Source organism: Pseudomonas defluvii, assembly GCF_001695625.1.
In the GTDB taxonomy this organism is placed as follows: domain Bacteria; phylum Pseudomonadota; class Gammaproteobacteria; order Pseudomonadales; family Pseudomonadaceae; genus Aquipseudomonas; species Aquipseudomonas defluvii.
This window is the reverse complement of record NZ_MBPN01000098.1, coordinates 1-18,221: the sequence shown is the minus strand read 5'-3', so window position 1 is coordinate 18,221 and position 18,221 is coordinate 1. Positions and strand designations below refer to the sequence as shown.

Sequence of the window (18,221 nt, the reverse complement as noted above, 5' to 3'; positions counted from 1 at the left end):
ATCAGGCCGTTGATTGCACCGCGCACTGCTGCCAGCTGCTGCAGAACCGCGACACATGTCGGATCAGCCTCCAGGTCGTGCTCTAGAGCCGTGACCTGCTCGCTAATACCTCTAGCGTGACCGAGAGCTTTCTCCTTCTCTTAGGAGCGCTGGGGGTGTTGCCATCCTCCCTTCCCGCTGATGTGATAATACTATACCCCCCTACAGTATCAAGCAGCAAGCTAAAAATTTATTTCCGCTGCTTGCTTCCCTGTGCGGATACCTTTGCCCGCCCGCTTCAAGACAAGGTGACCCCGCAATCGAGCATCCTTTTCCGCTTTCTTCGTGTGCTTCAAATTCCCAAAATGCCTGCCCTGAAGGCCTTGGCGGTCATCACCTATCGCCAACGTTTTGGCGTTCGTCAGTGTGGACGGAACCTCGGAAATGAGATTACAAAATCTGCTACGGATTGACTGAATGCACGAAAAGGCCATCCAGATGGCTCCCTATCAGGCAAATAAGTGTGACGAATGAGAGTTGGATCCTATCTATCCTGAGAGCCAGGTTTCCCTTTTTGCTCGGCTCAACTATATTTATTCAGTTAAGACCTCGTTGTGTCTCTAACCGCTACAGCCTCTGAACCCTTCCAAGAATTAGGGAAACGTGATATGGCGACAGTAATTAGAGATCCGATGGATTTGCTGACCTCGATAGATATGGTTAACACCGGCGGATCAGCATACAAGGACAGTGACAAACGCGTTCTCGCAAGCTGGCCAGCGGACGCGAACGCCCCCCAACTTTCAACCGGCGGCGCCGGCCACACTACTTTCGCCCGCTGGTACAGACCAGCAGAGAGCGATATTTATGAGTTTTCACCGTCCGGAGTGATGCCAGATCACCGAGCGCTTATTCCAATTAGGCCGTGTAATTCTGAGTTTCGTATCGGTGGCAGGAGAGTTTTTAACAAATATATGTCTCCCGGAGACGTCGCTTTAAGCGGCCCTATCTACGCCACACGCAATTGTATTCACAAGGGAGAGCTCGATATGTTTCTTATCAGCTTACCTCCCACATTGCTTTCTGAGGCGGCAGAGACACTAGATGGAAGGGGCTTGTCAACTGACATCATTCTATTTGACGCCCATACCACACAGGATGCCATTTCCAACAACCTTCTCATGGCATGTTTTTTTGCAACTCAAGACTACTCCCCTGCAAACTCGCTTCAACTAGAGAGTCTTGGCTTGGCTTTAGCTATACATCTTGTTGGACAATACAGGAATCGTGAGCGCAAAAGCTCTTTCCCAAAGCAGTCTCCGCTAGCAACTTGGCGACTTAATCGTGTCACAGACTACATCGAGTCAAATCTCAACAAGAGCTTATGCTTAAGCGAACTCAGTGCCATTGCAGGACTCAGTCGCATGCACTTTGCGGCGCAATTTAAGATTGCGACTGGCCTCTCGCCCCACTACTACGTCATGAAGCGGCGAGTTATTGCCGCTCAATCCCTACTATTATCAGGAACTCTCACTGTCCAACAGATTGCTATCGCACTAGGCTTCAGTAGCGCCTCCCATCTTATAAGGCATTTCCGGCAGATCATTGGCGTTCCTCCTGGCCGCTGGCGAGAAGAAATGGCTCGAACAAAGCCACGCTGCTGAACGGAGGATAAATGATGAAGACCTACTCAACCCTGAATGGTCAAGCTCAATGGGCACCCGAACAGCAGGAGTCTTCGGAGAAATCATACATACCCACACCCATGGATGCGCTCCCCTCCTCCGAGACCATCTGGCGCCGGCCTCCCCCTCCCCATAAACTCCCCAGCGGCAATGACGCGCTCATCCGACTCTCCTGCTGGAAAAATTTAAGCTCTGATCCAACGATCGAAGTCCTCTCGGACACAGATGATGACTTTCACGTCGTTACACTGGTGACACGCAGAACACAAGCAGAGTTGTTTATAGACGAAAACAGCGCCTGGAAAGGAGGTATGCCTGGGCAATTATTAGTAACAGGGCCAAAAAGAGGCGCTTGGCGCAAAGTAATAAAACCGCCCTATGAGCATCTGAGAGTGTATCTTCCTCAGCAGCTTATCTCAGAATGTTTTGAAGCAGTTACAGGACATGAAGCTCCACCAGTAATTTCTCTGTGCAATGCCACTTCACTCAGTGATCATGGCGTTTCACACATCCTAGCAGCCCTATTACATGCCCAAAATCGACACGGCGGCAGCAATCCATGCTTAATCGAAACTCTCGGCTTGGCATTGGGTTCACGCCTAGTAGCGTGCCTACATAACCAAAGCCGGCCTAACGACAATGAAACAAAATTTAGATCCGAAAAACTCAGACTTCAAAAAACGCTGGAATACATTAATGAAAACCTAAACAACCACATAACCCTTACTCAACTGAGCAGTATATTTGGTGCAAGCCGATGCCGCTTTACAGTCACATTTAAGCAGCACACAGGCTACACACCACATGCTTACGTTGTGCAACAAAAAATTCTGCGCGCCAAGGAAATCCTTAAGAACACCAAAAGGCCAATTCTTGAAATAGCTTTAGACCTCGGATTCAATAGCCAACCTCATTTCACGAGTTCTTTCCGCAAAGAAGTCGGTCTTACGCCTGCACGCTGGAGACTTGAAAACTTATGAAAAGCCTTTCGGACAGAAAACCATAAGTTATGGCCACTTATTTTTTATCCGTACATGCTGAAAATGTTTATAACTCCTCGCCCGAGAGGGTTTCACTTCCTCTTGACCAAGAACACCACAGTTACTATTACGAATTCGAACTTAATAGTTACCCTAAGACCGGGCTAGGTAGGCATCCATGAATTGATGGAAGTCTTCTTGGTCTAAGGTTTCTAGACGCACTTGCTCCGTTATAGATTCGCTTGCCAGATTCTCAAAGACTTGTTGCTGCTCGGCGGCAAGCGGCATTTCGCGGAAGGCCTTGGCGTGCAGCCTGCTCTGGCGCAGGGAGAACTGGACGAAGCTCTCATTGTGCTCGCTCATGCTCGCCAGCACCTGGGCCGATGGGGTAAGGGAAGCATCATCGACCTTCGCCTGTTGCGCGGCCAGCGCATGCATATGTTCCTCACCGCCCCTAGCGCGGTCGAGCAAAACAGCCAATTGACCTATATGCCTAATCAGCTCGCTTGCCCAGGCCTTCAGGCCGATCGACTGACCATCAAGACACAGCTCCAAACCCGGACGGCGTCCCTCCTTGGCCACTGCAAGGAAGTTGCTGTCGTACTGGTCGCACTCACCGCTGTCAAACTGCGGGCTGTCTTCCAGGGCGCAAAACAGCAGGAACGCGTCGAGGAAGCGCGATTCGGTGAGGTCGATGCCCAATGGCATGAACGGGTTGATGTCCAGACAGCGCACTTCGACGTACTGCACGCCACGGGATGTCAGTGCCTCGATCGGTCGCTCGCCGACGTAAGCGACACGCTTGGGGCGGATGCTCGAATAGTATTCGTTTTCGATCTGCAAAACATTGCTGTTCAGCTGCAACCACTCACCCCGCTTGGTCGTCCCCTTCTGTTCGTACAATGGATAAACCGTATCGAGTGCCTTTCGTATCCCTTCGATGTAGCTGTCGAGACTGTTAAGGCTGGGGGCTAGTCTAGCTTGGGCATTACTCTGATAACCGAGGTCACTCATGCGCAGGCTGGTGGCATAGGGCAGGTAGAGCGTCTCAGCATCGAGCTCCTCGAGCTGGTGCGCTCGCCCACGCAGGAAACCTTTTTCTAGGGCCGGGGAGGCGCCGAATAGATACATCAGCAACCAGCTGTACCGGCGGAAGTTGCGGATTAGTGCGAAGTAAGCCGCAGACTGGTAGTCGCGATCACTCTGCTCACCACTCTCGGTTTCGCGCAGCAGCGGCCACAGCGCCTCGGCCAGGGAGAAGTTGTAATGGATGCCAGCAATGCACTGCATAGTGCGACCGTAGCGCAAGGCCAGTCCCTTGCGGTAGACATGCTTGAACTTGCCGACGTTCGAGGTGCCGTACTCTGCGATCGGGATGTCCTCCTCAGCTGGCAGTATGCAGGGCATCGATGGGCTCCACAGGTACTCGCCATCGAGTTTGGTGTAGACAAAACGATGGACCTGCTCGAGGCTTTCTAGCACTTTTGCCGGGTCGGCCAGGGCCGGGGTGATGAACTCTAGCAGCGACTCGGAATAGTCGGTGGTGATCTGTTCGTTGGTCAGCGCAGAACCCAATGCCGCGGGGTGCGGAGTCTGGGCCAGATGACCACCACCGGTCACGCGCAGGCACTCGCGCTCCACTCCGCGCAGAGATTGACTGAGCAAAGAAAGATTCTGTTCGACCAGTTGCAAGCGACGTAGATAAGACGTGCTTGCAGGAACGCGTTGATTACTGATCAATGTGCATGCCCCACGTGAGAAAACTCGCTGACCAATGCCACCAAGCCAATACCTAACAACAGCCATATGACCTGAAGCGAGGTATCTCCGGTAGTGCGGCGCTGGCGCAGCTGAGGAATCAAGTCCGACAGAGCCACGTAAATGAAGCTGCTACCCGCCAACGTGAGAAGCATAGGTTGCCAATCCCATAACTGGTCCAGCAACGTATATCCGGCAATACCGCCTATAGCGGTCATGGCACCCGCTATGGAGACTTTGCGCACTGCCGCGCTTCGAGGGCTGCCCTGCCTAAGGACTACAAGATCCCCCATGTGATGGGGAACCTCATGCACCAGCACGGAAACGGCGGCGATAAAACCCAGGCGCATATCTGCAACGAAAGCTGAAGCGATCAGCACGCCATCGCCAAAACAATGGATACCATCGCCGACCAATAGCGTCCACCCGGTATTGTGATGATCTTGTTCGTGGTGCGAGTGCTCATGACCGTGATGCCAAAGCTGGGCCTTGCTCAAGAAGAAGAAGAACACCAATCCCACCAACAACGTCAGGAACAGATCGTGGGATTCAGCACCGCTTTCGAAGGCTTCGGGCAACAAATGCAGGAGCGCTGTCGCCAGTAAGGCGCCTGCAGCTAGGCTCAGCAACCCCTGCTGCATATGGCCATCGTTGCGGCGAATCACCTGGGCGCGCACGACCAACTGATCAGCCACCCATACGCTACCAATACCTGCCATCAAAGTGACAAGGACTATGACTATCAATGACATGGACTCAGCACCTGAACAGGAAACAATTCGGTCTTCGACTAGTGACGGAGCACCTAGGTGGCCCGGAGCCTCACCGGACGAAAGCGCTCAACGCACCGCACAGATACTATAGGGGTGTATAGTATTTTTCAAGTCCATCGACACGTGAGAGCTGCTAATCCAGTGTCTGTACTCTGGCCTTTACTAAGCCGCGCAGACTGATCAGGCATAAAGCAGCGATACCTTAGCTAGGTAATGAATTCGCTGCCCAATGAGCTCCGCTTGGTCAGTACACCTGCAACAAGGGCACATGACGACCTCCTGATCGCTATTCAATAGTCTTGGCTATCGCCCAGCCTGACGGCTCAATTCCACCTTGTTCATGACGTAGAAGACGAGATCGCTGCCCCGGCATCGGCACTGAAACCTTGCCTCAGCCCCCCAATGGTCAAACTTTCAAGCTTTACCTAATGAAACTAAACCTTGCTCAAGGGCATACTTCATGAGCGCCACCGGCGTGTCGATGTTGAGCTTGCGGCGGATGCTCAAGCGGTAGGTCTCGACCGTGCGCACACTGATGTCCAGCTCACGTGCCATTTCCTTGTTATTGCGTCCTTTCGCGATCATTACCAGCACCTGCAGCTCCCGGGGCGTTAGGTCGTTTTCGTCACGGCTGCCGCCAACCAGCTTGCGAGTGATCTCAGAGCTATAGAAGCGCCCACCCGCGGCGATGGTCTCAATGGCCGCGACCAGTTCGGCAGACGGCGCGTTCTTGAGCACATAACCCGATGCGCCTGCGCTGATGGAAGTGCGCACATACTCCTGGTGGTCGTACATGCTCAACATGAGAATCCTGATGTCTGGATATAGGCTGCGAAGTCGCTGGGTGAGCTCCAGCCCGTTCATGCCCTGCAGGCCCACGTCGACCAGCAGAATGTCCAGCTCGGTGCTAGCCACCAGCTCGAGTGCCTGCTCCCCCGACTCGGCCTGACCGATTACGTCAAAATGCGCAATGGCGCCGAGCAGCGCCTTGACGCCGTCACGCACAAGGACGTGATCATCGACCAGGGCGATTCTGATTGGCTTGGATGTATTCATGGAATCCTCGGGATTCGAATGGAAACGCTCATGCGTTGACGATCGGTATCTGCACTTGCAGTTCGGTGCGCCCGTGGGCCGACGCGAGGGTGACGCTGCCCAGGTGATGATCGGCGCGCTCGCGTATGTTGCGCAGGCCGATGCCGTGGCTGTCGTCCGCGGCATTGGTATCGAACCCTACGCCGTTGTCTTCGACCCGCAGTACGATCATGCCTTGCTGCGCGGTAATCGAGACGATAGCCGTCGTCGCCTTTGCGTGACGCTCCACGTTCGCCAAGGCTTCTTGGATGATACGGAATAGCGTCAGTGAGACCTCCGGCCCCACGTCGGTAGCTGCCATGCCGCACTCGTACTGGGTGCGGATTGACGTGCGTTGCTCGAATTCCCGTACTTGTTGGTCGATAGCCGCCGACAGGCCTAAAGTATCCAGCAATGAGGGCCGCAGATCATGGGAGATCCGGCGTATCTCGCCGATGGCGGCCCCCAGCCGCGTAGTGCCCTTGCGCAGGTTTTCCAACCCCCCTTCTCCACCGCGGGCCAACTCCATGGCCGCCAGCTCGTACTGGAATTTTATCGACACCAGCTCCTGACTGATGCCGTCGTGCAGCTCCCGCGATACTCGCGAGCGCTCTTCTTCCTGCAGATTGACGATGCGCTGGTTTAGCAAGGTCAGCTTGCGGTCAGCCAAGCGATGCTCGCTGACATTAAGCATCAGACCGCCGGCGAAGATCACCAGTACCGCGACCAGCGAGAACGAGGCGATCGCCAACACCGTGGTCAGCACACCTGAGGCCACTTCCTGGCGTGATTTGAGGGTCGCCACCTCTACATCGTCAATGTAGATACCCGTACCGAGCATCCAACCCCAGCGATCGAGCATCACCACGTATGCCAGCTTACCGGTGATCTGTCCGGTGGATGGTTTCTGCCAGTCGTACAACTGATAGCCGTCCCCTTCCCTGGCGCTATTGAGCAGCGCCTTTATGACCGGTAGGCCGTTCTTGTCGGTCATCGTGATCAGTTCCTTGCCGACCAGCTCAGCCTGACGGGGATGCATTAGGTTCTTGCCGTGCTGGTCATAGACGAAGAAGTACCCGTCGCGGCCGAAATTGGCCTGGGACAAGATGGCTAGGGCGCGATTGCGCGTCGCCTCGTCATCCACGCCACCGTCGTACAGCGGTGCGATCAGGCTCATCGCCAGGCTTAGGTAGTTTCTCAGCTCTGCCTTCTTCGCCGTCATGATGCTGCTTTCCACAAGACGCGCCTGTTCCTCTTCCAGCTTGCGACTTTGGGCGAACACCAGGACGCAGATGAACAGCACTGAGAGGATCAGCGGCAGCACACTGAGGGTGACGATCTTGTGCTTGAGTTGCATGGTTTTTTCCGAAGCGAGGAGGAGCTGGCGACGCCACTATGCGGGTTGCCAGCCCTGGAACGCGAGAGCGCCACGATGAACGTGGCGCTCGCTTGCATCAGTGGCCGCTCAGCAGCAACGAACGGGGCGTCCGCTGCCTCCGCCGTAGCGCGCTTCTTGCCGTTCACGGAAGAACACCTCGTAGGACATCACCGGCTTATCCGGATGCTTTCCCTGCATGTGCTCCACGTAGGCATCGTAGTCCGGCATGCCAACCAGCATCCGCGCAGCTTGACCGAGGTATTTACCCATCTTGCTCAAGTCATTGAACATACTGTCGGGCTCCTCAGGCATCGGGCAAGGGCTGGAACGGCGACTCCTTGTCAGTGCGTTCGGGCATGATCCAAGCGCGACGGGCAACCTTGATTGCGAACCAGAGGATGCTCAGAACCACCAGCAGGAACAGCACGGTAAGAGTCGCATTGGTGTAAGCGTTGAACACCACGTGCTGCATCTGCGCCAAATCCTTCGCTGGGGCCAGCACTTGGCCGGCAGCGGCAGCGGTGCTGTACTTGTTGGCCAGGGCCAGGAAGCCCATCGCAGGATTCGGGTCGAGCAGCTTGATCAGCCCGGCCGTGGTGGTGCAGATCAGCAGCCATACCGCCGGCACCAAGGTAACCCAGACATAGCGCTGGCGTTTCATGCGGATCAGCACTACGCATCCGAGCATCAGCGCGATGCCCGCCAGCATCTGGTTGGAGATGCCGAAGAGCGGCCACAGGGTATTGATACCGCCCAGCGGGTCGATCACGCCTTGGTACAGCAGCCAGCCCCACATGGCCACGCAACCAGCGGTAGCAGTTAGGTTAGCGGTCCAGGAGTCGGTCTTCTTCAATGACGGCACGAAGTTGCCCAATAGATCCTGCAGCATGAAGCGCCCAGCTCGGGTACCGGCATCGACCGCTGTGAGGATGAACAGTGCCTCGAACAGAATGGCGAAGTGATACCAAAATGCCATGGTATTCTCGCCCGGCAGTGCCTTGTGGAGGATCTGCGCGATACCTACTGCCAAGGTCGGTGCGCCACCGGCGCGGGCCAGGATGGTGTGTTCGCCAATATCCTTGGCAGTCTGCTGCAGCACTTCAGGGGTGATGGTGAAGCCCCAGCTGCTGACGGTAGTCGCGACACTGGTAACGTCCGCGCCGACCAGGGCCGCCGGGCTGTTCATGGCGAAGTAAACGCCTGGCTCGATCACCGAAGCGGCGACAATGGCCATGATAGCCACGAAGGACTCCATAAGCATCGCGCCATAGCCGATGTAGCGCGCGTGGCCTTCATTGGCCAGCAGCTTCGGCGTGGTTCCAGAACTGATCAGCGCATGGAAGCCTGACACCGCGCCGCAGGCGACAGTGATGAATAGGAACGGGAACAGCGCGCCCTTCCATACCGGGCCCGTGCCATCGATGAAGTGAGTGACGGCCGGCATCTTCAGATCGGGAGCGATGAACAGGATGCCGATAGCCAAAGCGACGATGGTGCCGATTTTGAGGAAGGTTGACAGGTAGTCGCGTGGCGCCAGGATCAGCCACACCGGTAGCACGGCTGCAACGAAGCCGTAACCGATCAGCATCCAAGTGATCTGCACGCCGGTGAAGGTGAATGCCGGCCCCAAGAAGGGATCGGCGGAAACAATTCCGCCGACCCAGATGGAGGCGAGCAACAGCACCACACCAATCACCGAGATCTCGCCGATGTGGCCCGGGCGGATATAACGCATGTAGATGCCCATGAATACCGCAATCGGCAACGTGGCCATCACCGTGAACATGCCCCAGGGGCTTTCCGCCAAGGCCTTGACCACGATCAGCGAGAGCACCGCAAGGATGATGATCATGATCAGGAAGGCACCGAACAATGCGATGGTGCCCGGGATTGGGCCCATTTCCTCGCGCACCAACTCGCCCAGAGAGCGACCGTTGCGGCGGGTGGAGATGAACAGGACCATGAAGTCCTGTACCGCACCGGCTAGCACCACGCCGGCGATCAGCCAGAGCGTGCCAGGGAGGTAGCCCATCTGTGCGGCAAGCACCGGGCCCACGAGTGGACCTGCACCGGCGATGGCGGCGAAGTGGTGGCCGAAGAGGATGTGCTTGTTGGTAGGGATGTAGTCCAGGCCGTCGTTGTTGAGCACGGCGGGCGTGGCGCGCGTGGCGTCCAGCTGCATCACTTTGTTGGCGATGAACAGGCTATAGTAACGGTAGGCGATCAGATAGACAGCAACGGCTGCAGTCACAATCCAGAGGGCGCTGATGGCTTCGCCCCTGCGCAATGCCAGAGTGCCTAGAGCAAATGCACCCAGCAAGGCGACGGCGAACCAGGCAATTCGGGTAGCCAGTGTGGTCATTGAAAGTTCTCCTGCCGCGGGTATAGCCCGGCGGCGGTTCTTGTTTTTGTGTGGGTCCAGATAGGGACGGTGACACTCTGGCCGCCCTAGATCGGCAAGAACATTCGCATTAATACGAGGCCACACTCCGTAGTACTACGTAGCTAGGAACACAGCAGCGCTCCCATCACTTCTCCGCAATGAGCTGACATATAACGTCAGCGACAGGGCGTCACTGACTTCTAGATCGAAGCGAACCTTCTAACAAAGCCATTGTAAAAGCAATAGCAATATCGCTGGACAAACAGTCGTCGAAATTAGAGACGTCGATTCAGACTTTCGACCAGCATTTCGAAAACCACATCAACTCTTGGGCAGTTATCGGTCCGCTGAGGGTGACACACGTAGATCGGCCAACTCGCGCGCTCTAGCTCCGGTAGTACTTCTATCAACTCACGATTTGCTAGGTATGGCAAACACGTCATGCCCTGAATATAGCTAATCACATGCCCTGCCCGGGTAGCTTCCAATTGACTATATAAATCGTCAGTGGTTAGGTAGGGCTGCGCGGGAAAGAACTGGCGGCCTTGGTGAATATACCAGGGACAAGCTCTGCCTGTAGCGGGGTCCGTTACTGTACTAAGAGGGAAATTCTGTTGTAGGTCCTCGATATTCTTAGGCATGCCAATGCGGTCGATAAGCGAAGGGGCGGCTACGATCCGATTGCGCGTAACGCCAGCCTTACGCACGATCCATCTGTTATCGGATGGCAGGTCCAAGGTGATTAATATATCAACCCCCTGACCGTCGAAATCATCCAACGCACCCAGCTTTACATTCCACTTCAGAATGACACTCGGGTAACTCCGAAGACCATCGAGTATGTCTCCTAAGATGAGTCGCATGCATGGAGAGTCAGGTACAGACACACGCACTAAACCGCTCACCAGATCCTGTCTCACCTGACAACGATTCTGAAATAGCCGCTCGCTATCTTTTATGAGCTGCCTGGCTTGGGGCAGCAATTGCTCTCCGAAACCACTTAATCTGACCTGCCTAGTAGTACGATAAAAAAGTACCTCTCCAAACTCTCTCTCCAAGGCTCCGATTGTACGCGTGACCACTTGAGGGGATAGATTAAGTCGATTTGCCGCATCACGGAACTGCAAGACCTCTGCGACGACACAGAAGATTTTCAGGGCTTCTAGGCGATTAAGCATGATTTCCGACTCTAGAATTAAGGGGGCATTGATGATGAATTTCCATCCCCCCCTTCGAAGCCAGCTCCTCACGCGAGGAGCTGAGTTAAACTATTTGGCTGGTCAATTCAATAACCAGAAGCACGCCCCCAATAGCACATGGGTTCTACTAGAACCCTGTACTAAATGATCAAGTGGATCAGTCACAGCAAAACCTTAGCCATGCCGTGCGATGATCAAGGCCCCTACGAGCCCAATGCCATATTGAAAGCACTCTACTTGGTTCGCTTGAGCTGCTCAGCAAGGAATGGTGCGGTTCGACTGCCTGACGTCCTTGCCACTAATCTAGGAGTGTCGGACGCAACGATGTGCCCACCCTCCTCACCCGCACCAGGCCCTATGTCTATCACCCAATCGGCCTGAGCTACAGCACGCATGTCGTGCTCAATCATCACCACGGTATTACCGGCATCGACTAGGCGTTGCAGTTGCACAAGCAAACGGTCAGCGTCAGAAGCGTGCAGACCAGTGGTAGGCTCGTCGAGCACGTACAGGCTACGGCCTCGCTGGCTTCGCTGCAGCTCCGTGGCTAGCTTGATGCGCTGTGCTTCGCCACCCGATAGTTCGGTGGCGGGCTGGCCCAGGCGCAGATAGCCCAGCCCGATTTCCTGCAGCAGTTGCAGCGGCCGCGCGATGGCGTCTTCGCTGGCGAAGAAGTCACAGGCTTCTTCCACCGTCATCTGCAATACTTCGGCGATGTTGCGCCCGTTCCAGCGTACCTTGAGCGTGGCCTCGTTGTAGCGGGCGCCATGGCAGGTCGGACAGGGGGCGTAGACACTGGGCATGAACAGCAGCTCGACGCTGACGAAACCCTCCCCTTCGCACGTATCACAACGCCCCTTCGCCACGTTGAAAGAAAATCGGCCAGCGTCATAACGATGCCGGCGCGCGTCCGGCGTGGCGGCGAAAAGCTTGCGTACGTGATCGAATAAACCGGTATAGGTGGCCAAGTTTGAACGTGGCGTGCGGCCAATCGGCTTCTGGTCGACCTGGACCAGGCGCTGGACGACATCCACATCACCGGCGAGATGACCTCCTGTAGCCTCGATAACAGCAGGACCTTCGCTGTTAGCATTTTCAGCTGCATCATCTTCGGGCTCGTGCCCTAGGTGCAGTAGCAACAGCTCTGGCAGGGCCTGCGCGACCAGACTGGACTTACCCGAACCGGAGATACCGGTAACCGCCGTCAGCACACCCAGCGGGATACGTGCATCCACGCCGTGCAGGTTGTGCCGCCGGATGCCTAGCAGCTCCAGCCACCCGGTCGGTTCGCGCTCGTGGCTAGCCGGTGCGGGGATTTCGTCGAACAAGTACCGCGCAGTTCGCGACTCCGCAATCTCGCGCAATCCTTCTGGCACACCACTGTAGAGCACGCGCCCACCCCGCTCCCCCGCATCTGGTCCTACATCCACCAGCCATTGCGCGCGGCGCATCAAGTCCAGGTCGTGCTCAACCACGAAGAGCGAGTTACCAGCATCGCGCAGTTTATCCAGCGAGTCGTACAGTGCATGGCTGTCAGAGGGGTGCAGACCTGCAGAAGGTTCATCGAGCACATACACCACGCCAAACAGCATGGAGCTCAGTTGCGTGGCCAAGCGCAAGCGCTGCAACTCGCCAGCCGACAGCGTCGGCGTGGCCCGATCCAGCGTGAGGTAGCCCAGGCCCAATCCGCGCAGTTGGCGCAGACGCGCCATTACCCCACCGGCCAGGCGCTGCGCGGCGAGACGCTTCTCCTCCGACAGCGCCGACGTACGGCGCACGTCAGGCGATACCGCATGGACCGCACGACCACTTGCGGCCCGTTCGGCTCGATCACGGCGTGTCGCTTCGCGGTCGGTACCCTCGCCAGCCGTGTGGGCGCGGAAGTCGCCTTGGGCAATGGGCTCGAGCAGCGCCGCTAAGCGGTCTAGGGGCATTTGCATGAACTCGCCAATGTCCACCCCGGCAAAGGTCACCGACAGCGCCTCGGCCTTGAGTCGCTTGCCGTGGCAGGCCGGGCACAGCTTGCCTTCCATGTAGCGCGACACGCGCTTTCTCATCAACGCGCTCTGGGTGTTGGCAAAGGTGTGCAGCACGTAACGTCGGGCGCCCGTGAAGGTGCCCATATAGCTGGGTTCGAGTTTACGCTTGAGCGCCTGTTGAGTCTCGGCAGGCGTGAAACCCGCGTAGACCGGCACCGTGGGCGTCTCTTCCGTGAACAGGATCCATTCACGGTCCTTTTTCGGCAAATCCTTCCAGGGACGGTCGACGTCGTAGCCCAGGGTGACCAGGATGTCGCGTAGGTTCTGGCCGTGCCAGGCCGGTGGCCAGGCGGCGATGGCCCGTTCACGGATGCTCAGTGACGGATCAGGCACCATGGTCGCCTCCGTCACCTCGTACACATGGCCCAGACCATGACAGGCCGGGCATGCGCCTTGCGGGGTGTTTGGCGAGAAATCCTCGGCGTACAACATCGGCTGGTTGGCCGGATAAGCGCCGGCGCGCGAGTACATCATGCGCACAAGACTAGACAGTGTGGTCACGCTCCCCACCGAAGAACGCGCATTGCTCGCCCCTCGTTGCTGCTGCAACGCGACAGCAGGCGGCAGGCCGTCGATCGCATCTACGTCAGGTACACCCGCCTGGTCGATCAACCGCCGGGCATACGGGGCTACCGATTCGAAGTAGCGCCGCTGTGCCTCAGCATAGATGGTGCCGAAGGCCAGCGAAGACTTGCCAGAGCCGGAGACACCGGAAAACACCACCAGCGCATTGCGCGGAATAGCGACATCCACGTCCTTGAGATTGTTCTCCCGCGCACCGCGCACTTCCACTTGGCCGCTGGCCGCAGCAGTGCACGAGGATTCACCGTATGAAGGATTTGGCATAGCTTACTGTCCTACAGTTCGTGGATGGCTGAGCGCTGAAAGTCCGGGCAACATCCGGCTCAATCTGGCGATGCCGAATCATCGAGCGAGTGCAGCCAGGCAAGCTTTTCTCCCAGCTTGCGCTCGCGCCCGCGGTCCGTGGGTTGGTACCAGCCCGGTCGCATCACCCCTTCTGGAAAATAGGTCTGCCCCGCGGCGTAGGCGTTGGGTTCATGGTGCGCATAGCGGTAACCTTCGCGATAGCCCATCTGGCTCATGAGCTTGGTCGGCGCATTGCGCAGGTGCAACGGCACAGGCATCGAGCCGGTGCTCTTAACGAAGGCCTTGGCCTGGTCCCAGGCGGCGTAGGCCGCATTCGACTTGGGCGCCAAGGCAAGGTAGGTCACCGCCTGGGCAAGAGGGATTTCGCCCTCGGGAGAGCCCAGCCTTTCATAGGCTTGTGCGGCGTTGAGTGCCAGTTGCAACGCCTGGGGGTCAGCATTGCCGATGTCTTCGCTGGCCATCACCACCATGCGCCGAATCACCTGGGTGACGTCCCCACTGCCATCGAGGATCCGTGCCAGCCAATACAGCGCCGCATCCGGATCGGAGCCACGCAATGACTTATGAAAGGCGGATAACTGCCAATAGAACTCGTCGCCTCCCTTGTCGAAGCGGCGCAACGATGGGCTCGTCGACAACCTGGCGAACTCACCGTCGACCGTTGTCTTGCTCGCGCCGGACGCTGCAGCGGCTACCTGCTCGAGCAGGTTCAGGAAGCGCCGGCCATCGCCATCAGCGAAGCCTTTGAGCAAGTCCAGTGCTTCCGCGTCCAGGGCAACCCCGGCCAGATGCGGCAACGCGCGCTCATACAGTTGCTGCAGTTCATCGTGGGACAGCGGTTCGAGGGTGTAGACCTGCGCCCGCGAAAGCAGCGCCGAGTTGACCGCTAACCCTGGGTGTTCGGTGGTACCGCCTACCAGTGTCAGCAGCCCGGACTCGACATGCGGCAACAGTGCGTCTTGCTGCGCCTTGTTGAATCGATGAATCTCATCGACGAACAGCACCGTCGAACGACCATGCCCATCCAGCTCGGCCTGAGCATCGTCAATGGCCTGGCGGATGTCCTTCACCCCGGCTAGCACAGCGGAAATGGCGATGAACTGACTATCGGTGACACTGGCGGCCAGGCGTCCCAGCGTGGTTTTGCCCACACCGGGTGGCCCCCAGAGGATAAACGAGTGCAGTTTGCCTGCCTCGAACGCCAGGCGCAGTGGTTTGCCGGCCCCCAACAGATGCTGCTGCCCGACGAACTCTTCCAGGGACCTGGGGCGCAAACGCTCAGCCAAGGGCGGCTCAGGCTTTGTCGTAAACAGATCGACCAAGATCATCTCCCAGCATGGCTGATAGTTGAAGGCGCCACAAAGCAGGATCGGCGTCTGCGTGATTAGGCGAGGCTTCGCAAAGAATAGTTGCTGGAACCTGAATCAAGCCCCGGAGCACTCCCTGGACCAAGCCGACCGCATCAGGAAGATTTCTCTTCCCCTGCATGGTCACCATGGGCATGCCTGATTCGCCGAACCGTCCACCAGATCGCCAAAATGACCACGGGTACCAGCCCAGCGATCACCAGCTCAGGAGCAACCTTGTCATGAACTCCTGGGATACCTTTGAGCAGATACGCCAGCAGGCTAACGACGTAATAGGAAATAGCCGCCACCGACAAGCCTTCAACGGTTTGTTGAAGGCGCAGTTGCAACTTGGCGCGATTGTTCATCGACTCCAGAAGGTCCCGGTTCTGACGCTCAAGCTCAACGTCGATCCAAGACCGTAGCAATGCAATGGCGCGCGTCAGCTTGTCGGAAAGCTTGGTCTGGCGTTCCTTGACCGACTGGCAGGTGCGCATCGCTGGCGCAATGCGCCTATGCAGGAAATCGCGCCACGTGCAGTAGCCCGCTACTGACTCCTCCGCCAACGCATCCAACCGCTCTTCGACGATCTCGTAGTACGCCCGACTCGCGCCGAAACGATAAAGGTTCGCTGCCACACCGGCCTCCAGCTCCGCCCCGAGGCTGGTAAGCTCAGCCAGCAGAACATCGTTGTCACGACGCGCGCCCTTGCCGGTGCGCATTTCGTCAGTGATGGCCGCGAGTTGCGATTCCATGCGCCGCAGATCCACGGTCAAAGAGCGTGTCAGCGGGAGCGCCAGGAGTGCTAAAGTGCGGTAGGTCTCGATTTCCAGCAGGCGCTGGGCGAGCGCTCCTGCGCGAGCCTGAGTCAAGTCACGGTCAAGAATGAGGATGTTCGTCAAACCATCCGCGTCCTGCCGAAAGTCGGTCACAATAGCGGCTGCGCCGTTCTCCACCACCGAATAGCACAGGCTAACAGGGTCAAAACGTTCAATCTCCTGTTCAGCCGCCTCGGTCCAAGGCAATACATTCAGGCGAATACCTGAGATTACCGGACCTGGTGGAACGAACCCTCGCTTGAAGGGATTCTCTCCACAAGGTGCTCCCGTCTCGGGATCAAGCACAGCACTCCACAGATAGGTCGAGAACTCGGTGTGCTTCTCGCAGTGCAAGTCACCTTCGTCCCAAGTCAAGCCGTGAAGCGGCGTCGTATTGTCGGGTTCCGCAACACCCAAGCGTTGAGACAGTTCGGTCATCGCCGCCTGATCTTTAGCTGAGTCACCTTCGGTGATGAAGGCAAGCTGCAATAAACCTCGTGGGGCCTGGATAAGCAAATGCGGCCGCGCATGAACTTCGTTCACAGCTGCAGCTCGATCAGCCAAGGCCTGCATACCGTACACAGTTGTTTGGAAGGCGGGGTTAGGGGCCATATCGAGTTGGGGCGGCTGTTTCATAGCGACCTCATTTTTCGTTGAAATTAAAGGTATCACGTGTCGTGGTAGAAGACTTTTGGCGTATCCCACACGTGGCCAGCGTCCTTGTGAAGAAGGTAGCCGGCTAGCACATGACAGGATAGACACGGAACAGGTTAACTCGCGCCATTAGCACTCAGCTTGCATCAAGTGCGATGCCTGAGATCATCACAATTCGGCTATCGGTGAGACTTTCGCGATATATCTCATGGGTGACAGGGGCGCAAAATCGAATTTACTCTTCGTTGCGCCTAGCCATTCCGGACCAATTCCCCATCGAAAACACCTCATCCTTGCGGCGATTCAAGTGCGATTCTGGCTCGTTGTAAGCGCCCTACCAGCGGGGATGGCCACGCATGTGCAGCTTCAAGGCTAAGATTTACGCTCCCCTGCAAACGCAGGACCATAAAAATTAGCGAAGGTAGGACCTGACAATGGAGATCGTGTCATCAATCGACTGCTTCTGCGAATCACTTCTAGCATCGGTGTGCGGAAACTCCTCCCGTAGATAACTCTCCAGGATTGCGGCCATTAAGCCATTCACGGCTCCGCGCACAGCCGCTAGCTGCTGAAGAATCGCAGCACACTCAGCACCATCATCTAGTGCTTGCTCAAGAGCTCCTACCTGGCCTTTGATGCGTCGCACACGGGTCAGCGCTTGCTTTTTCTCACGGGGATTATGGGGCATCGAACACCTTCAAGGGTTGGACGCATGCATCATACTATACTACCGGGCAGTATGAAAGCTTGCGCATGATTGAAAACCGTCGCTCACATTGCGCTCGAAGCACACCATCCGAATCCGAAGCTGCCCGCGCTGAAAACGACATATTAAAAGCTGAAGGGCAGAAAACACACGCCCGTGAGTCGCTCAAACTAATCGCCGCGCCTCACTTCGTGAGAAAAATCCATGCAGCTGGCGCCTCGCTTCTGGCAGAGCACTTCCATGCTCTCACCGTAAAATTCCCAGTCTGTTTCCTAAGAGCCTCCACTTAACGGAGACTCACTCAGCAGCGACAAAATCCATCTAGTGCAGGCGCTAGCCTGCACTGAGACGATCTCGTCCATGCTGCACGGACTGACAATCTTCCCTGACTATCAATCCACCGCTGCAGCCTTACTTGGGTTCCAGCTCGGCGGGCCCACGCTTGGCCTGCGGTGTCGACCGCATGATCAGACGTGAACCGCGATAACCGACACTGTGGTTCCAGACCCAACTCAGCGCGACACTCAAGCGATTGCGCACGCCAATTAGGAAATAGATGTG

General features: G+C 56.8%; 13 protein-coding genes and 1 pseudogene. 2 read left to right on the top strand and 12 right to left on the bottom strand.

Going from position 1 to position 18,221, the window contains the following annotated elements:
- A pseudogene (locus tag EKA13_RS28655) lies at positions 1–125 on the bottom strand (metal-sensing transcriptional repressor); the annotation flags it as partial.
- Positions 126–647: 522 nt separating this feature from the next.
- Here EKA13_RS28655 and EKA13_RS28150 point away from each other — a divergent pair.
- Positions 648–1,643, top strand: a complete 996-nt coding sequence (locus EKA13_RS28150) for a helix-turn-helix domain-containing protein (RefSeq protein WP_016968906.1) — start codon at positions 648–650, stop codon at positions 1,641–1,643.
- 11 nt (positions 1,644–1,654) lie between these two features.
- Positions 1,655–2,644: a helix-turn-helix domain-containing protein gene (locus EKA13_RS21245; RefSeq protein ID WP_079384156.1), complete on the top strand. Its 990-nt coding sequence runs from the start codon at positions 1,655–1,657 to the stop codon at positions 2,642–2,644.
- Positions 2,645–2,797: 153 nt separating this feature from the next.
- Here EKA13_RS21245 and gshA read toward each other — a convergent pair whose 3' ends face one another.
- The 11 genes from gshA to frmR form a co-directional block, all read right to left on the bottom strand.
- Positions 2,798–4,384: a glutamate--cysteine ligase gene (gshA, locus tag EKA13_RS21240; RefSeq protein WP_016968907.1), complete on the bottom strand. Its 1,587-nt coding sequence runs from the start codon at positions 4,382–4,384 to the stop codon at positions 2,798–2,800.
- Positions 4,381–5,154: a ZIP family metal transporter gene (locus EKA13_RS21235; protein ID WP_016968908.1), complete on the bottom strand. Its 774-nt coding sequence runs from the start codon at positions 5,152–5,154 to the stop codon at positions 4,381–4,383. Before EKA13_RS21235 ends, gshA begins: the two co-directional genes overlap by 4 nt.
- Before the next feature lie 435 nt (positions 5,155–5,589).
- Complete coding sequence (locus tag EKA13_RS21230; RefSeq protein WP_016968909.1) at positions 5,590–6,231, bottom strand: response regulator; 642 nt, start codon at positions 6,229–6,231, stop codon at positions 5,590–5,592.
- A gap of 28 nt (positions 6,232–6,259) precedes the next feature.
- A complete protein-coding gene (locus EKA13_RS21225; RefSeq protein WP_065761225.1) occupies positions 6,260–7,606 on the bottom strand; it encodes a cache domain-containing protein in 1,347 nt (448 codons plus the stop codon).
- Between the two features lie 108 nt (positions 7,607–7,714).
- Entirely contained in the window at positions 7,715–7,918 is a 204-nt protein-coding gene (locus EKA13_RS21220; protein WP_026000005.1) for a YbdD/YjiX family protein, read from the bottom strand.
- 13 nt (positions 7,919–7,931) lie between these two features.
- Positions 7,932–9,989: a carbon starvation CstA family protein gene (locus EKA13_RS21215; RefSeq protein WP_016979606.1), complete on the bottom strand. Its 2,058-nt coding sequence runs from the start codon at positions 9,987–9,989 to the stop codon at positions 7,932–7,934.
- Positions 9,990–10,285: 296 nt separating this feature from the next.
- Positions 10,286–11,188: a LysR family transcriptional regulator gene (locus tag EKA13_RS28975; RefSeq protein WP_016973498.1), complete on the bottom strand. Its 903-nt coding sequence runs from the start codon at positions 11,186–11,188 to the stop codon at positions 10,286–10,288.
- Between the two features lie 254 nt (positions 11,189–11,442).
- Complete coding sequence (locus EKA13_RS21205; RefSeq protein WP_016973497.1) at positions 11,443–14,094, bottom strand: excinuclease ABC subunit UvrA; 2,652 nt, start codon at positions 14,092–14,094, stop codon at positions 11,443–11,445.
- 59 nt (positions 14,095–14,153) lie between these two features.
- Positions 14,154–15,464, bottom strand: a complete 1,311-nt coding sequence (locus EKA13_RS21200) for a replication-associated recombination protein A (RefSeq protein WP_016973496.1) — start codon at positions 15,462–15,464, stop codon at positions 14,154–14,156.
- Between the two features lie 134 nt (positions 15,465–15,598).
- Positions 15,599–16,936, bottom strand: coding sequence for a DUF3422 family protein (locus EKA13_RS21195; protein WP_016973495.1), 1,338 nt, complete (start codon positions 16,934–16,936; stop codon positions 15,599–15,601).
- Between the two features lie 430 nt (positions 16,937–17,366).
- Positions 17,367–17,642, bottom strand: a complete 276-nt coding sequence (frmR, locus tag EKA13_RS21190; protein ID WP_016973494.1) for a formaldehyde-responsive transcriptional repressor FrmR — start codon at positions 17,640–17,642, stop codon at positions 17,367–17,369.
- Positions 17,643–18,221: the final 579 nt, after the last annotated feature.